Origin of the sequence: uncultured Draconibacterium sp. (assembly GCF_913060805.1) — a bacterium.
Taxonomy (GTDB): domain Bacteria; phylum Bacteroidota; class Bacteroidia; order Bacteroidales; family Prolixibacteraceae; genus Draconibacterium.
Window position 1 is genome coordinate 1 of record NZ_CAJXTC010000030.1, and the last position, 16,648, is coordinate 16,648.

The 16,648-nt window shown below is 42.3% G+C and carries 19 protein-coding genes and 1 tRNA gene; 13 read left to right on the top strand and 7 right to left on the bottom strand.

Annotated elements, in window-relative coordinates; genetic code table 11:
• Positions 1-71, top strand: a tRNA-Val gene (locus QZ576_RS16535).
• Between the two features lie 156 nt (positions 72-227).
• A complete protein-coding gene (locus tag QZ576_RS16540) occupies positions 228-473 on the top strand; it encodes a GIY-YIG nuclease family protein (RefSeq protein WP_297098986.1) in 246 nt (81 codons plus the stop codon).
• Positions 474-599: 126 nt separating this feature from the next.
• On the opposite strand, the gene QZ576_RS16545 is transcribed toward QZ576_RS16540, so the two are convergent.
• From QZ576_RS16545 to QZ576_RS16560, 4 genes are all read right to left on the bottom strand, one after another.
• The gene (locus QZ576_RS16545; RefSeq protein ID WP_297098988.1) at positions 600-1,136 is read right to left on the bottom strand and encodes a glutathione peroxidase; all 537 of its coding nucleotides are present in this window, start codon (positions 1,134-1,136) and stop codon (positions 600-602) included.
• 114 nt (positions 1,137-1,250) lie between these two features.
• Positions 1,251-1,865 (bottom strand): hypothetical protein, encoded by a 615-nt coding sequence (locus QZ576_RS16550; RefSeq protein WP_297098990.1) that lies wholly within the window; start codon positions 1,863-1,865, stop codon positions 1,251-1,253.
• A 119-nt stretch (positions 1,866-1,984) separates the two neighbouring features.
• Positions 1,985-3,184 carry a SpoIIE family protein phosphatase gene (locus QZ576_RS16555; protein ID WP_297098992.1) on the bottom strand — a complete coding sequence of 400 codons (1,200 nt, stop codon included), beginning with the start codon at positions 3,182-3,184 and terminating at the stop codon, positions 1,985-1,987.
• The gene (locus tag QZ576_RS16560) at positions 3,162-4,094 is read right to left on the bottom strand and encodes a PAS domain S-box protein (protein WP_297098994.1); all 933 of its coding nucleotides are present in this window, start codon (positions 4,092-4,094) and stop codon (positions 3,162-3,164) included. The genes QZ576_RS16555 and QZ576_RS16560 overlap by 23 nt, the downstream gene beginning before the upstream one ends.
• A 236-nt stretch (positions 4,095-4,330) precedes the next feature.
• Here QZ576_RS16560 and QZ576_RS16565 point away from each other — a divergent pair, with 236 nt between their 5' ends.
• Genes QZ576_RS16565 through QZ576_RS16610 form a run of 10 tightly spaced genes read left to right on the top strand, consistent with a single transcriptional unit; the run spans position 4,331 to position 12,597 of the window.
• Positions 4,331-4,675 (top strand): hypothetical protein, encoded by a 345-nt coding sequence (locus QZ576_RS16565; RefSeq protein WP_297098996.1) that lies wholly within the window; start codon positions 4,331-4,333, stop codon positions 4,673-4,675.
• Positions 4,675-5,085 carry an ATP-binding protein gene (locus tag QZ576_RS16570; protein ID WP_297098998.1) on the top strand — a complete coding sequence of 137 codons (411 nt, stop codon included), beginning with the start codon at positions 4,675-4,677 and terminating at the stop codon, positions 5,083-5,085. Before QZ576_RS16565 ends, QZ576_RS16570 begins: the two co-directional genes overlap by 1 nt.
• Positions 5,086-5,088: 3 nt before the next feature.
• A complete protein-coding gene (locus QZ576_RS16575) occupies positions 5,089-6,456 on the top strand; it encodes a [Fe-Fe] hydrogenase large subunit C-terminal domain-containing protein (RefSeq protein ID WP_297099000.1) in 1,368 nt (455 codons plus the stop codon).
• Positions 6,443-6,775, top strand: a complete 333-nt coding sequence (locus QZ576_RS16580; RefSeq protein WP_297099002.1) for a DRTGG domain-containing protein — start codon at positions 6,443-6,445, stop codon at positions 6,773-6,775. Before QZ576_RS16575 ends, QZ576_RS16580 begins: the two co-directional genes overlap by 14 nt.
• A gap of 4 nt (positions 6,776-6,779) precedes the next feature.
• On the top strand, positions 6,780-7,520 hold the full coding sequence (locus QZ576_RS16585; RefSeq protein WP_297099003.1) for a PHP domain-containing protein: 741 nt from the start codon (positions 6,780-6,782) through the stop codon (positions 7,518-7,520).
• Entirely contained in the window at positions 7,517-8,065 is a 549-nt protein-coding gene (locus QZ576_RS16590; RefSeq protein WP_297099005.1) for an ATP-binding protein, read from the top strand. Before QZ576_RS16585 ends, QZ576_RS16590 begins: the two co-directional genes overlap by 4 nt.
• Before the next feature lie 20 nt (positions 8,066-8,085).
• A complete protein-coding gene (locus tag QZ576_RS16595; RefSeq protein ID WP_297099007.1) occupies positions 8,086-8,481 on the top strand; it encodes a (2Fe-2S) ferredoxin domain-containing protein in 396 nt (131 codons plus the stop codon).
• A gap of 20 nt (positions 8,482-8,501) precedes the next feature.
• Complete coding sequence (locus QZ576_RS16600) at positions 8,502-10,295, top strand: NADH-ubiquinone oxidoreductase-F iron-sulfur binding region domain-containing protein (RefSeq protein WP_297099009.1); 1,794 nt, start codon at positions 8,502-8,504, stop codon at positions 10,293-10,295.
• 17 nt (positions 10,296-10,312) lie between these two features.
• On the top strand, positions 10,313-12,064 hold the full coding sequence (locus tag QZ576_RS16605) for an NADH-dependent [FeFe] hydrogenase, group A6 (protein WP_297099011.1): 1,752 nt from the start codon (positions 10,313-10,315) through the stop codon (positions 12,062-12,064).
• A gap of 50 nt (positions 12,065-12,114) precedes the next feature.
• Complete coding sequence (locus tag QZ576_RS16610; protein WP_297099013.1) at positions 12,115-12,597, top strand: NAD(P)H-dependent oxidoreductase subunit E; 483 nt, start codon at positions 12,115-12,117, stop codon at positions 12,595-12,597.
• Positions 12,598-12,702: 105 nt separating this feature from the next.
• On the opposite strand, the gene QZ576_RS16615 is transcribed toward QZ576_RS16610, so the two are convergent.
• The 3 genes from QZ576_RS16615 to QZ576_RS16625 form a co-directional block, all read right to left on the bottom strand.
• Complete coding sequence (locus QZ576_RS16615; RefSeq protein ID WP_297099015.1) at positions 12,703-13,482, bottom strand: alpha/beta hydrolase; 780 nt, start codon at positions 13,480-13,482, stop codon at positions 12,703-12,705.
• Positions 13,483-13,585: 103 nt separating this feature from the next.
• On the bottom strand, positions 13,586-14,359 hold the full coding sequence (locus QZ576_RS16620; RefSeq protein WP_297099017.1) for an NIPSNAP family protein: 774 nt from the start codon (positions 14,357-14,359) through the stop codon (positions 13,586-13,588).
• A 33-nt stretch (positions 14,360-14,392) separates the two neighbouring features.
• Entirely contained in the window at positions 14,393-15,580 is a 1,188-nt protein-coding gene (locus QZ576_RS16625; protein ID WP_297099019.1) for an aldo/keto reductase, read from the bottom strand.
• A 293-nt stretch (positions 15,581-15,873) separates the two neighbouring features.
• Between QZ576_RS16625 and surE the strand changes: the two genes are divergently transcribed.
• Entirely contained in the window at positions 15,874-16,647 is a 774-nt protein-coding gene (surE, locus tag QZ576_RS16630; protein ID WP_297099021.1) for a 5'/3'-nucleotidase SurE, read from the top strand.
• The last annotated feature ends 1 nt before the right edge of the window (position 16,648 follow it).

Sequence of the window (16,648 nt, forward strand, 5' to 3'; positions counted from 1 at the left end):
GGTTAGCTCAGTTGGTTCAGAGCACCTGGTTTACACCCAGGGGGTCACTGGTTCGAATCCAGTACTCCCCACAAAAAAAAGGTCGACGTTAGTCGGCCTTTTTTTGTTTTCAAAAAGCTCGGTTGGTTCAGAGCATCCCGATTTGCATCGGGAGGGTCACCGGATGGAATCAATTACTCCCAGCAAGAATAGTCGACATTTGGTTCGCTTTTTTGTATTTTAACCTCATGTATTTTTGCTACATACTATATTCTCAAAAATTGGACAAATTCTATATCGGTTCTACAGCTGATCTCGAAGGCCGATTGCAACGCCATAATACTTCAAATAAAGGATTCACTTCAACTGGGAAACCATGGGAGTTAAAATATTATGAAACCTTTGATGAAAAAAGTGATGCAATGAAACGCGAGATGCAACTTAAAAAATGGAAAAGTAGAAGTACAATTTTGAAATTAATAGAGGAGTTTTAGCTCATTTGGTTCAGAGCATCCCGATGCAATCGATAGGCTCACTGGTTCGAATCCAGTACTCCCCACAAAAAAAAGGCCGACTAACGTCGGCCTTTTTTTGTTTTATAATCATATGTATCTCTGCAATTAATTTGTAACCCAGCTAATAATTTTAGTATCATCAGGTTTTACTTTTGGCTCAATTACCTCAACTAACTTCCCATTTTCGTCGATCAGGTATTTTTGAAAGTTCCAACTAACTTCCGAGTCCTCTTTCCCGTTTTTACTTTTCTGGGTTAGCCACTGGTACACCGGATGCATATCATCGCCTTTCACTGATATCTTCGACATCATCGGGAAAGTAACTCCGTAATTCATCTCGCAAAATTCAACTATTTCGGCGTTGCTTTTGGGTTCCTGATTGGCAAAATTATTTGCCGGAAATCCAATAATGACAAAGTCATCGCCTCCGTATTGCTCAAACACACTTTGCAATTGCTCAAACTGCGGCGTTAATCCACATTTCGATGCAGTGTTTACAACCAATACTTTTTTCCCTTTCAATGTGGAAAGGTCGAAATCATTTCCTTCAATGTCTTTCACGGTAAAATCGTGCAGCGAACTTTGCGCGAAAGCTGTAATTACAGCCAATAGTAATACGTTTATAAGAAATAGCTTTTTCATGTTTTTCAATTTATGTACAACTAAAGAACAGTTAGCCTATTCAAAAGTTTGTGGCACATTGTAAATAATGAAAAGGATTGGAATAGCGACGAAAATTTCTATGTTGAATTCCTGTTATTTATTTTTCTTTTGTTCCAGTTCCTCGCGGGTTTTTGGTGTAGAAAAATAATCGTCCGATTGATCATGTTTTTTCCAACGGGTAAATAGTTTGCCAATATTTTCCGATGGAGAAAAACGGGCAATACTTATCGATGAGGCTTCGGAGCGCATATAATCATTGTTTTCAGTCATAATCGTAATAACCGGATCGGCCTCCTCTTGTGCCATTCGAAATTTAATTGGGGGACTGTATTCTTGCATAAACGCAAGGTTTTCCTGGGCCTTGTCAGTTTCTGAAACCTGATCGGGCGACACAACAATTTCGGGAATGTCGACATTTTCGGAAACTAGCTCCACTTTCGGATTAACCAGCAGCGAGTGCACCGAAACTATTTTTCTGAAATACGAAATATGCGAAAGTACCAGCGAATCGCTGGGCGATACCCATACTGAAAATACGCCGTTCTTTTGGCTGATATCTTTGTCGTGGTTATCGAGATTTACAATATAAACATCACTGACTGGATTGTCGTTTTGATCGACTACCTGTCCCTGAATCAGAAAACGTTTGATTTGCCCAAACGAAGTGAGAAACAGAATCGAGAATAAAATTGTAAATAGCGTTTTCATATCCGGTCTTGTTTTAATTTTGAAAGAATCGTTATTCAAATCATGGGGAAGACCCTCAGTAGTAGTACGAAATTCGGGCTGCTTTGTTCAAGCTATTCACCTTCTTCTTTGCCAATATTTTATACGTATTCAATTTTTACCTTTTTGAAGAATTTGTGTATCAGTAATTTAACAATGCGTTTTACTACAAATTTCCGAAGCTCCAATTCCAGCGGTTGTTCCGGATCCTGATGTGCCCAATTAATACGTGTTCCAACAATAATATCGATGCAGTCGTGTTGCAGTAAAAGCTTCACAATCTCTTCAGGCGTACTATCCGTAAGCCGCGTGTCGCTATCGTAATTTTCCAGTATTTCTTCCACTTTTCCCAAGGTGAGAATTCCTTCAGTAACCATTTCAAAACCTTGCATTTTTGCCGTTGGAGGTAATTTCTCCAGGTTTTTGTTACCATGCTGAATTTCAACCGTAAGGTCAAGTTCGCGGGCAATAATTTCGGCAGTGGTTCCTCCGCATATAATTTTTTTTCCTTCGAAACCCTGGATGCGACCAACAAAATCGTAGTCCTTTATTTTATAGAATGGCGGCCCGGTGATCAGCATAAATTTACGTGGCTCACGAAAATACATTACGCCGCAACTTGTGTCATCTTTTACCGAAAACTGGTCGTTCATTACTGCCTGGTTGACAATTTTACGTGCCAGTTTTGTGGCCGAAATATCCGGCATTCGTTTTATCTGGTTCAGCGCAAAATCCTCGATGTTTTCCATTCCCCACCCAAGTGGATAACGCTGGTTTCCGAGGCCTGATTGTTCAACACCGTCCGACATAAAAATTATTCGATCCTCTTTACGCGCAGTAAATTCTTTGCAGTGCAATACTTTGCCCCGGTTTTCTTCGCCCTCAATAGTTAAATTGTATTCTTTTCCCTGCATGGCCACTCCGTTTCGGAGCACCAAAATTCCCGGGTTGTCGTAATTTACTATTCGCACCTGTCCTTCGTCGTCCAGTTCAATAATGGTGAAGGTGGCATAGCTTTCTTTTCCGTCGCTGCTTTTTGGCAGAGTTTCCATAATTATGCGCGCGGCCACTTCTGGTTTGGTGTGCAGCAATGAATATTTTAAAGCCATGGTGGAAGTTAGTGTTGCTAAAACACTCGCTTTAATTCCGTGCCCGATGCCGTCGCTCAGTACTAAAATGGTGCGTCCTTCCTCGCGAATTATGCTCGACTGAAACACATCGCCACAGGCAATTTCGCCTTTCGGTCGCTTTTGCTGAAACTCTATTTCAACGTGGTAATCAGGATTTGTCGTCGTCACCATAGCGATAGGTTTCAATTATGGAGTTTAGCAATTCTTCGGTTTCGGCAGCATTTTCGCCGAGCAGAAAGGCGATTTTCTGCACCGTTTCAATATTTTGTTTGTTGATTTTTCGTGCCCGGTTAATGATCTCGTCTTGTACCAGCATTGGCGCCGACATATCGCGGAAAACAACGCCAACTACCTTGTTTTTGTATAGTGTTCGTACTGAAACGTGCATGAGCTTATTGTTGAATTTTAAATCGCGTTCAGCCAGTTCGTCACCCGAAGTAAGAACGCTCGAAATCATTTTGTAGATCAGATCCGGTACCAGTCCTTTAACATCGGCACCGGTAAGTCCGGGAATGGTTTCGTACAATTCTTCCGTGTCTTCTCCCATCAGTTTGGCAAAATATTCATTGGAGTCTACAATTTTAAAATTGCTGTCTACCATCACAATTCCAGACGATATTTTGTGGATCATTTGCGACGAAACCTGCATCGTTTCCTGCGCTTTTTCCAGGCGTTTCTCAGTTTTTTTCAATTCAGTTATATCGTTGATGGAGCCAACAATTCCAACGATTTTATTCTCGTTGTCGCGAATCACTGCTTTATTCAGAATAACGTGGTGAGATGTGCCATCGCCATGACGAACCTGTGTGTTGTACACCTGAACATCAGGGTTAGCAATCAGTTCTTTGTCCTGCGCCAAATATTTATCGGCCATTTCTTTTACATGAACTTCGTGTAAAGGTTTGCCCAGAATTTGCTCCTTCGTTTTGCCCGTAAATTTTTCGTGTGCGGCGTTGCACATCTGGTAAATTCCTTCGGTGTCGCGGTAAAAAATAGGTATCGGCAGCGCATCAATAATTTTCTGATGAATGGCCGGATCTTCAATATTGCTAGTCAGAAACGATTCTTTGTCGTAAATCATGTTTCGGTTTTTCAAGTTTTACTACTGAAAAATACGCAATTTACAAGGCATATAAAACCGCAGGCGCTTTATATTTCGAGGAATTGTTTAAAAACACTTTTCTGAAAAATTTTCCGACAGAAATACCGACGAATGTGGCTTGTTTTTATTCATTATAAATTCGGAATAACTTGACTTGCAGCAGTAAAAATAAGTAGTGGTAGAATTATCTTTGTGCCAAGTTTTAAACTGACCAAGTGAAATTATCTAAGATTATTGATTTGACCAACGCAAAAGTGGTTGCCGGTGATACCGAAAAAGACCACAATTTGCAGAGAGCTTTTAGTTCCGATCTGATGAGCGATGTATTAACGCTGGATACGGAGCATATACTTTTAATTACAGGACTGACCAATTTGCAAATTGTTCGCACAGCCGAAATGGCCGACATTGAAGTGGTGTTGCTGGCACGTAACAAAACTGCCACGCCCGAAATGATCGAGCTGGCCAACGAAACAGGTTTGGTGCTGTTGGAAACTCCATATTCTATTTATCGTTCGAGCGGGGTGCTGTTTAAAAACGGCTTAGACCCGGTTTATTAATGAAGTTGGAATTCGACATAGCGAGTGGCGATTTTAGCAAGGCCGGAAGAGCTTCGAGCCGAATAAAAAAGATGCTGAAACAATTGCAGGTTGATCCGAAAGTGATCAAACGAATTGTTGTGGCCATTTACGAAGCCGAGGTAAATGTTGTTGCTCACTCTGTTGGAGGAAAAATGCTGGCCGAAATCGACGGCACAGGAATTACTGTGGTTGTTCAGGATAACGGACCCGGCATTGAAGATATTGAGAAGGCAATGCAGGAAGGCTACTCAACCGCTACCAAAGCCGTGCGAAATATGGGATTTGGCGCTGGAATGGGCTTGCCAAATATTAACCGAAACACCGATGAATTTACCATTGAAAGCGAGGTAGGAGAGGGAACAGTTTTAACTTTCAGAAATAATTTTTAGGAGATGAAGGTTGTAGAAAAATATCATGCCATAACAGTTGACACGGATAAATGTACGGGCTGCACGCACTGCATGAAAGCCTGTCCAACCGAGGCAATTCGGATACGAGGGGGAGTGGCGAATATAAATTCCGACCGTTGTGTGGATTGCGGAAACTGCCTGCGTGCATGTCCGGTTGATGCTTTTTATGTAGAGCACGATAGTTTGGAACAACTAAATAAATACAAATACCGGGTGGTGCTTTTTCCGGCGGTAATGATCGGGCAGTTTCCCGAAATTTATACCGAAGGCAAAATTTACGAAGCCCTGTTGAAACTCGGTTTTACCCATATTTTTGAGGTGGAGCAACCCATCGGGATGTTGATTAATGAGATTAAACGTGAAGTTGAAAAGTCGACACGTAAACCAATGATCTCATCGTTTTGTCCCGCCATTGTTCGTTTGATACAATCGCGCTATCCGTCGCTGGTCGATAATATTGTTCCGGTGAAAGCACCGCATGATTTGGCGGCTTGTCATGCTATCGAGTTACTGGCAAAACAAGGTGTTAAACGCGAAGAAATAGGCACTTTTTATGTGTCGCCGTGTTCGGCAAAAATGGCGGCTGTAAAGCGTCCTTTGGGCGAGGAAGTATCGGCTGTGGATGGCCTGATTAAAATGAGTGATTTATACAATCACATTATGCGGGTAATCGACAAGGAAGAAAAAACCGATACGGCTCCGTTGCGCAAAAACCTAACGCTCGATGGTATTTTGTGGAGTCTTCCGCGTGGCGAAGCAAGGCACTTTAAACGCAATTCGATGGCGGTTGATGGCATCCACAATGTGGTTAAAATTCTGGAACGAATGGAAAATGATGAAGTTCCGGTGCTCGATTTTCTGGAACTGAAATCGTGCCACCAGGGATGTGCAGGCGGAATTTTGCTTACTGGCAACCGTTTTCTAACTGTTGAGCGTCTGCAAAAACGATCGAAACGTTATCCGCATGCTTCATCCATCGATATCTCGGCAGTGAGCTGCCTGGGAATAAAGGATAAAATGAAAGCCAATCCTATTGAACCGCGTTATGTTTTTGCGCTGGATACCGATCGACTTAAAGCACTGGAAAAAATGCAGAAAGTAGATCGGATTTTATGCCAGCTTCCGGGAATTGATTGCGGTAGTTGTGGCGCGCCCAACTGTCATGCACTTGCTGAAGATATGGTGCAGGGAAAAGCAAAAATGACAGATTGTATTTTCTTACAAAACAGGTACTTAAACGAGAATAAAATAAACATCGAAAAAGCGACAAAAAACCTGGAAAAAGCCTGGGGGAAAAATCGTTTTGACGCTGACTGTAACAGAAGAGGAGGTAGAAATGAAGGTTTCTGAACTGGTTGAAAAATTTGGATTAAAAGTCTTTTCCGGCGAATCCGGACTTGAGAATGAAATTTCCGGCGGGTATGTTTCCGATCTGCTGAGTGATGTAATGGGAAATGCGCAGGAAGGGCAGGTGTGGATAACACTTCAAACCCACCAAAATGTAATGGCTATCGCCTCGCTGAAAGAGCTCGCAGCAGTGATCCTGGTGAAAGGTTTTGAACCCGAAGAAGACACACTCGAGCGTAGTAACGAAGAAGGTATTCCTGTACTGGGAACCGACAAAGCCACATTCGAAATGGCAGGAAATTTATTCATCACCTTAACGTAATCCGATGCAAAAATTCAGGGCCGACCTACATATTCATACCGTACTTTCGCCCTGTGCCGACCTGGAAATGGCTCCGCGTAAAATTGTGGAACAAGCCCGGGAGGCAGGATTGCATATTATTGGAATCACCGATCATAATTCGACCTTAAACGCCAAAGTAATTCGCGATTTAGCGCACGAAAAGGGAATTCTTGCACTTACCGGCGTAGAAATTACTACCAAAGAAGAGGTGCATTGCCTGGCGTTTTTCGAGGATGACGAGAAGCTGGATAAATTCCAGCAGTATTTGGAACAGAACATTATGCATGTTCCAAATCCGGATGGACACTTTGGTTATCAGCCGGTTGTTGATGAGGATGAGAAAGTGTTGGAACTGGTTCCATATTACCTCACATCAGCATTAAAAAAAGGTATTTCGTCGGTTCAAAAGTACGTGTACGAGCTGGGCGGAATTTTTATTCCGGCACATGTTAACCGGCCGTTGAACGGTTTATTTAGCCACCTGGGTTTTATTCCGAAAGACCTTGAATTTGATGCCATGGGAATTACTGGAAAAACCAGCGAAAAGCATGTTCGAAAACATTATGATTTAGGTGATAAAATTTCGTTAATTTATAATTCAGATGCTCATTTTTTAGAACAGATTGGAACCCGATATTCTGTTTTTAATATTCAGGAATTAACTTTTTGTGAAGTTAAAATGGCTCTGAATCAGCAAGATGAACGATTTGTTGAAATTATATGAAAACACTGTCCGAACATATTCTGGATATTGTGCAGAACTCGGTTAGCGCAAAAGCGACATTGATTGAAATCATAGTTGAGGAGGACAAAATAGCAGACCTTTGTTCATTAGTAATCAGAGACAACGGCTGCGGAATGAGCAAAGAAACGCTGGCCAAAGCCATAAATCCGTTCTTTACATCGCGAACTACCCGAAAAGTAGGTTTGGGCATTCCGCTTTTAAAGCATAGTGCTGAGGCTGCCGGTGGCAGTTTTTCCCTCGAATCGGAGTTGAATGTGGGTACTGTTTTAACGGCCCGTTTTCAGCTGTCGAACATCGACCGACCACCACGTGGCGACATTGCAGAAACCTTGTACCTAACGTTTTTAAGCTACACCGACGGGAATTTGGTGTACCGCCATAAAACAGAAAAGGGTGAGTTTCGGATAAGTTCCGATGAGTTGAAAGAAGTGCTGGGCGATGTTTCGTATCAGCAAAAGGAAATACGCGAAGGGATTTTGGAACTGATAAAATCGAATTTAGAAGAAATAGAGGCAACGAAGTAACGAATAAACGAGAAAACGATATGACTAAAATTAAAACACTGGCTGATCTTCGGAAGATGAAAGAAGAAGCTCAGTCGAAAATCAAACTCAGGGAAAACAGTGCGAATCCCGATCAGGTTGTGCAGGTTAAAGTGGGTATGGCCACATGTGGAATTGCATCCGGCGCAAAAGAAACCATGAAATATTTTGTGGAAGAGCTGGAACAGGAAGCCATTGATGCGGTTGTTACTCAAACCGGTTGTATGGGATACTGTTATGCCGAGCCCACTGTTGAAGTAAAATTGCCGGGAAAAGAACCGGTGGTTTACGGACACGTGAAAAAAGAAAAAGCCCGCGAAATTATCGACTCATACATTAAACGCGGCGAGCTGGTTGATGGAATTATTCCGGTAAGCTTTAAAACCATAGACGACTAAAAACTTTAAACCTTTAACTTATGACTGACTACAAAATGCATCTTTTAATTTGTGGTGGTACCGGGTGTAAAGCATCGGAAAGCGACGAAATTAAAAACAGGCTAAACCAATTGATTCACGATCTTGGGCTCGAAGATGAAGTTCAGGTGGTGCTGACCGGTTGTTTTGGTTTTTGCGAAAAAGGACCCATTGTAAAAGTATTGCCCGACAACACTTTTTACGTGCAGGTGTCGCCAAACGATGTTGTTGAAATTGTTGAGGAACACATTGTAAAAGGCCGGCCGGTAAAACGTTTATTATATACCGATCCCACTAACGATAAACAAATCAGCGATTCAAAAGGCATGGATTTCTACAAAAAGCAAATCCGTATCGCTTTAAAGAATTGTGGTTTTATCAATCCCGAAAATATTGACGAATACATTGCCCGCGATGGTTACCAGGCTTTGGGAAAATGTTTGTCTGAACTGACTCCCGAAGAGGTAATTAAGGAGGTGAAAGACTCTGGCTTACGTGGCCGCGGTGGTGGCGGTTTCCCAACAGGATTAAAGTGGGAGATCACAAAAAATGTGGAAAACGACCAGAAATATGTGGTTTGTAATGCCGACGAGGGCGACCCCGGTGCATTTATGGACCGCTCGATTTTGGAAGGCGATCCGCATTCGGTGCTGGAAGCAATGGCCATTTGCGGCTATTGTATTGGCGCCGACAAAGGACTCGTGTATATCCGGGCCGAATATCCGCTGGCTATTCAGCGTTTGAAAATCGCCATTAAACAAGCCGAAGAATATGGTTTGATCGGCGATGATATATTAGGAACCGGTTTTAATTTTCATATTGAATTACGTTATGGAGCCGGAGCTTTTGTTTGCGGCGAAGAAACCGCGCTGATCCACTCGATGGAAGGTTTGCGTGGAGAACCAACTTTTAAACCGCCGTTCCCATCCGTTTCAGGTTACATGGGAAAACCTACCAACGTAAACAACGTGGAGACTTTTGCAAACATTCCGGTAATTCTGAATAAAGGTGCTGAATGGTTTAGTAAAATCGGTACCGAAAAATCGAAAGGCACAAAAGTGTTTGCCCTGGCCGGAAAGATCAACAATGTTGGTTTGATCGAGGTGCCAATGGGAACAACACTACGCGAAGTGATCTACGATATCGGTGGCGGAATTAAAGACGGAAAAGAGTTTAAGGCCGTTCAAACCGGTGGCCCGTCGGGCGGCTGTTTAACGAAAGAAGATTTGGATATCCCGATTGATTACGATAACCTGCTGGCATCCGGTTCAATGATGGGATCGGGCGGAATGATCGTTATGGACGAGAACGATTGTATGGTTTCCATTGCGAAATTCTATCTTGATTTTACGCTGGAAGAATCGTGTGGAAAATGTACGCCATGCCGTGTTGGAAACAAACGCCTTTACGAATTGCTGGATAAAATTACCCAGGGAAAAGGAGAAGAGCAAGACATTGAAAAGTTGAAAGATTTAAGTGTGGTAATTAAAGATACGGCACTTTGCGGTTTGGGACAGACTTCTCCAAACCCGGTGCTTTCAACCATAAATAATTTCGAGCACGAATACCATGCTCACGTGCACGACGGTAAATGTCCGGCGGGGCAGTGTAAATCGCTGTTGCGTTACGATATTGTAGAGGATCTGTGTACCGGTTGTACACTTTGTTTCCGCAATTGCCCGGTTGGAGCCATTTCCGGCGAGCGCCGTGCACCGCATTTTATCGATCAAACATTGTGTATTAAATGTGGCGTGTGTTACGAGAAATGTAAATTCAATGCAATAACCCTAACCTAATCAGAAACCTGGAAATTATGGATACAGTAAATCTTACGATAGATAATAAACCGGTTGTGGTAAAATCAGGGACCACAATTCTTGAAGCGGCATCGGGTGTTGGGATGCATATTCCAACGCTTTGCCACATGAAACTTGATGATCTGAACATTGAAAACAAACCTGGTGGCTGCCGTATTTGTGTGGTTGAGGTGGAAGGACGAAGAAACCTGGCGCCGGCTTGTTGTACCGATGTGAGCGAAGGAATGAAGATCAATACCCACTCGATGCGGGTGATAAATGCACGCAGAACGGTAATGGAGTTGATTCTTTCAGATCACCCATTCGACTGTTTGATTTGTGCAAAATCGGGTAACTGCGACTTGCAGGATATGGCGCACAATCTCGGAATTCGCGAAATTCATTATAAAGGAGAGCAGTCGACCTACCGCGAAGATACTTCTCCGGCTATTATTCGCGAGGTGGACAAATGTATTATGTGCCGTCGTTGCGAAACCATGTGTAACGAAGTGCAAACCGTAGGTGTTTTATCGGCCATTAATCGTGGTTTCGAATCGGTTGTTTCACCCGCTTTCGAAATGAACCTCGATCACTCGGTGTGTACGTATTGTGGTCAATGTGTGGCCGTTTGTCCAACCGGAGCATTAACTGAAGTTGACGAAACCGGAAAAGTGATTCGTGCGCTTTCCGACCCTACAAAAACTGTAATTGTTCAAACAGCTCCTGCCGTGCGTGCTGCATTAGGCGAGGAGTTTGGAATGGAAGCCGGATCTTTGGTAACCGGAAAGCTGGTGGCTGCTTTGCGCCGTCTAGGTTTCGATCATGTTTTTGATACCGACTTTGCTGCCGACCTTACCATTATGGAAGAAGGTACCGAATTACTGAATCGTTTGGGAAAACATTTGGCAGGCGATAAAGATGTTAAACTTCCAATACTAACTTCTTGCTGTCCGGCGTGGGTGAAATTCTTCGAGCACCAATTCCCGGAAATGAAAGATATTCCTTCAACAGCACGATCGCCACAGCAAATGTTTGGTGCAATTGCCAAAACTTATTTTGCCGATCAGTTGGGAATTAAACGTGAGGATTTGGTTGTTGTTTCGATTATGCCATGTGTGGCAAAAAAATATGAGTGTGGCCGCGATGAGTTTAAAACCAACGACAACCCGGATGTTGATCATGCCATTACAACCCGCGAGTTGGCAGCACTGATCAAACTTTCGAATATCGATTTTACCGCACTTCCAAACGAAGACTTTGATAATCCACTGGGGGAATCTACAGGAGCCGGTGTAATCTTCGGAACCACAGGTGGTGTAATTGAAGCGGCAGTTCGTACAGCGTATGAAGTTCATACAAAAAAAGAATTGCCAAAATTAGATTTTGATGAACTGCGTGGTATGGAAGGAATCCGTGAAGCGACCATCGATTTTGACGGATTACCAATAAAAATTGGAATTGCGCATGGTTTGGGTAACGCACGTAAACTGCTGGAAGATATTCAGGCAGGAAACAGCGAATTCCACGCCATTGAAATTATGAGCTGCCCCGGTGGTTGTATCGGTGGTGGTGGTCAACCTTATCACCATGGCGATGCGGGTATTCTGAAAAAGCGTCAAGCTGCCTTGTATACTGAAGACAAGAACAAGACGCTGCGCAAATCGCACTTGAATCCACATATTATTGAGTTGTATGAAAAGTTCCTGGGTGAACCGATGAGTGAAAAAGCACATCATCTGTTGCATACGGAATACTTTGATCGTACATAGTATTAATATTTGTAAAGTATCTAATTGTCTAAAATCTAAAAGTCTAAAAGATGCCAAAAATTAAATTAGCAGAGAATACAGTACAGCTCATAAAAGATATTTGTGTTGAATTTGAAAATAAGGAAAGCGAACTGATAAATGTGCTTCACCAGGTGCAAAGTAAATTGGGTTATTTGCCCGCTGAGGTGCAGGAAGTAATTGCAAAAGAGCTAAAAACCTCGGTAGCAAAAGTGTACGGTGTTGTAACTTTTTACAGCTTTTTCACGATGATTCCTCAGGGCGAGAATCCAATCTCGATTTGTATGGGAACCGCCTGTTATGTTCGTGGTGCCGAGCAGGTATTAAACGAATTCAAACGCCAGTTAAAAGTGGAAGTTGGAGAGTCGACCGAAGATGGTAAATTCTCGATTAACTGCTTACGCTGCGTGGGAGCCTGTGGTTTGGCTCCGGTGGTAACCGTTGGAGAAAAAGTCTATGGCCGTGTAGCACCAACCGATGTGAAAAAGATTATCGCAGAATACCATAACCGATAGGTTTTCGGTAGGATAAAACAAAATACAATTAACTGTTCTCGATGTGTATAGCACAGAGGGAGCAGTTTTTTTGTGACTTATAATGTTGATGGAATGAGCGCCTGATCAGGTTGACAGGCTTTTGATAAATTGTATGCTGCGTTCGTTAAAAATATCGGGTTGATCGATATTGCAAACATGGCCGCAGTTTTTTATAATTTCCAGTTTCGAGTTAAAATGATTTTTTACCAGATTTGATACGGTGGGTAAAAACATATGATCGCGGTCACCCATCAGGTAAAGAACCGGAGCCGATGCCTCTTTAATGAGGAATTCCTGTAAGTTACCCTTAATTTCGGTCGACATGCGCAGCCATTTTTTGAACTCTTTTTCGCCTAAACGAATCGCTTCTTTAATAAACAGCTTTCTCGATTCAATGTCTTTTTTATACGGGATCAAAATCCATGCATTGATTTTATACAACCACATGTACGGGAAAATCGTTTGCAATAATTTGGCCACCGATACAAGCGCGTTAATTCGCGAGTTAAATTGTACTACCGCACCGCCCAGAATTATGGATTCAGCACGTCCCGGAGCCAGTTTATCCATGGCACGAATAACAATGCATCCCAAAGAAATACCTACAAGGTGAGCCTTTTCAATATTGAGGTGATCCATTGTTTTGATTACATCCAGAGCAATCTCATCAAAGGCGTAAATCTCTTCGCGGGTGTATTCTTTTTTTGATTTTCCATGTCCGCGTAAGTCAACCAAAAGCACATTGAAATGCTTCTTGAATTCGCGTAGCTGTCTGAACCATACGAGGTTACTGCCTCCGGCGCCGTGTACGAACACTACCCAGGTATCAGACGACTTATGTGGAAATACTTTGTGATACAGCATGCTGCAAAAATAGAATTATTTCAATATAACAACAAGCCTTGTTGGAGGTTGACTATTTCTTTCAATTATTTTTAAGGATTATTAAGAGTTGTTTATGAATCTTTTAAAAATCGGAATAGCTGGTTGGGTGGCATAACCAGTTATCGATATGCGAAACAGTATTGGCGTATGCTTTATTGTTTTTTAATTCCTCCCATTTCGGATGTGCACCAAATGCTTCCCACAGTTTTTTATTTGTTTCGATGTCTTTAAACGAAGTCATGTAAATAAGGTTGGGCATATTTGCCCCGGCCAATACTTCGCCAAAAAACACGGCATTAAAACCAAGGTCGTTAAACAGGGCAACTTCTCCGCCTTCGTTAAACATCTCAACTTTTTTATGATATAGTTTTTCGGTAGGTCCCTCATAACTTCGTATCTGAAAAATCTGTTCCGCTTTTGGTGTGTCGAAAGCCGGTTTGTGGTAGTTCGGCATTTCCGAAAATGCTTTTAAAATAATGGTCTCAACGCGCTTAAATGGCGGATTGTCGTGTGCGGCATTTATGTAGTCGTCATTTCCCGAATTCAATTCAAATTGAAGGAGTTGATCATCAATTTTTACAACGTCGTTCAGGTCTTCTAATGGAATAAGCACAAATATTTTTTTACCGTAATCCGGATCGGTTTCAATGGGTTTAAAAACGCCAACATTTTCGATTCCTGCTTCGTGTGCAGCTTTCAGAAAAGTGGTTTTTAAGTAATTGTCTACGCGTTCTTCCTGACCGGGATTGTCCAAACTATACACTTTTATTTGGTAATAGTTGCCGGCAAAAAGTTGCGAATAAGAAAACAGTGCAATTATAAAAACTGCGATTGAAAGAATTCGTTTAGATTTCATTTTGAACGGTTTTTGGTTTACCGCTCTAAGGTATTAATTTTTAGCTAATTTATATTCCGGCTGATACAAAGCCCGGTGAGTTTCGGTAAGTAGTTCCTTTAACGGAATATGCGCCGGAATTTTACGTGTATCTATTTTATCCAAATTGGGTTGAGTAGGTAATTCTCCCGGAAACCAGTGACTTTTTTCTTTAAAGGTTTTATAGCGGTATTTCGCAAAATCGATCATGTCGTACGATTTCCAAAGCCTGCGCAAACGCAATACTTCCGGAATGTTTATTCCCGACGGATCGTTTTGCATTTCGAAACCCTCGTATACGGAATATGGATCGTCGAATAAAAAGCTATCCAGTTTTAGTTTTGTTTCGTATTCCGTTTGGCTCCATGGCGATGTAGTTGGGAAAATGCCTTTCATTTCCTCGAAATGTTCCTTCTCTGTTATGCCGAATGAGAGCGTGTGAATGGCCGGATTGTTTAAACAAAATCGCGCGTTCCACTGAATTGGTGTAAGCGGATAAGTGGCATCCTTTACCTTGGCTGAAGGATTAAAAAGCTGGCCGCCTTTATCGTTTGGCGAGATAATAAAAACGCCCATGTCTCGCACTTCTGCCATTTGTACCGCTGCTAAGTTTCGCTGGTTGAAGTAGTAATAATGTAGGTTCACGAACTCGAACAAACCGGTTTCAATAGCACGCACAATAACCTCCAACGGAGCGTGTGTGCTAAAACCAACATGCTGTATTATGCCTTCTTCTTTTAGTTTTAGCAGGGCTTCAACCGCTCCTCCGCTTTTGCAACTTTGTTCCAGCAATTCGGGAGTGTTTATTCCGTGCCAGCCGTAAAAATCGAGGTAATCGGTTTGTAAATCGCGCAACTGATTTTCTACCATTTCGTAGGTGTCGTCAGCTGTCAGCGGGCTTCCTTTGGTCATTAAATGGTATGAAGTACGTGGAATGGCCAACTCTTCATTTAAAACTTTGCCATAAACGGTCTCGCTTTTTTTGTAGCCCCATGCGGTCTCAATGTGGTTAATGCCCGCACCGAATGCCATTTGAACCGAATTCAAACATTCTTCCAATGTATCCTCAGGAATTTCACGACGGGGATCATCCCAGCCATGTTTAAAACGCATGCCGCCAAGTGTTATGGTACTCAGGTGTTTTTCGGTTTTCCCAAAACGGCGGTATTGCATTCCCTCTTTTTTATTCAGAATCTTCGGCATAAAATTGTTTCTTTTTAACACGTGCAAAGTTTAGCATTTACAACTAGCCAGATAAACGATTGGTTTACCATTTTGCCTGAATTGACAAATAGTTAATGTTTTGCCTCTACAAGTTGGAGTTCGAAATGGATGTGCTAAGATGCAGAATTAAATGTCGACAGACAAATGTAACAACTAGTAGAGCTGATTAAGTGGTGGTCTGCGAAAAATTGAAACCGGATGTTTGGAATGAATGATTTGTATTAATTTGCGATGATAGTACAAGATTATATTTTCTAATTATCTTTGCTCTCATGCAAAAAAACGATTCTGAAAAACCATTGATTTTGGTTACAAACGACGATGGAATTCATGCAAAAGGTTTGCGTGAACTGGTGGAGGTAATGCAATTTTTTGGCGATGTAGTCGTCATTTCATCCGAAGTTTCCATGTCGGGGAAAGCTTGTGGTATTACAGTTGATCAGCCGCTGCGGGCAGTGCCTGTAGAAAAGATTCACGGTGTGCCTACCTACAAATGCAACGGTACGCCGGTTGACAGTGTAAAATTGAGTTTTAACAGCTTGTTCGAACGGACACCAGATTATGTGGTTTCGGGAATTAACCACGGTTCAAATGCGTCGATAAGTGTAATTTACAGCGGAACAATGGGAGCTGCCATTGAAGGTGGTTTGCATGGTGTGCCGTCGATTGGTTTTTCGCTAGATGATTACGATTCAGAGGCAGATTTTTCGAAAGCCAAACTGGTTGTTGCCCGTGTTTTTCAGAGTGTAATTGAAAATGGAATTCCGGCGTTTACTTGCTTAAATGTGAATATTCCGAAGGGAAAACCAGAGGGTATAAAAGTTTGCCGGCAGGCGCACGGAAAATGGATGGAAGAGTTTGAAAAAAGAACCGATCCGCACGGAAGAGCATATCACTGGCTGTCAGGATATTTCCAGAATTTGGATGAAGACACCGAAGACACCGATATTTTTGCATTAGAAAATAATTTTGCCACTGTGGTTCCCGTTCGGGTTGATATGACTTGCTACGAAACCATGGATCAAATTAAGTCGTGGAAGTTTTAAT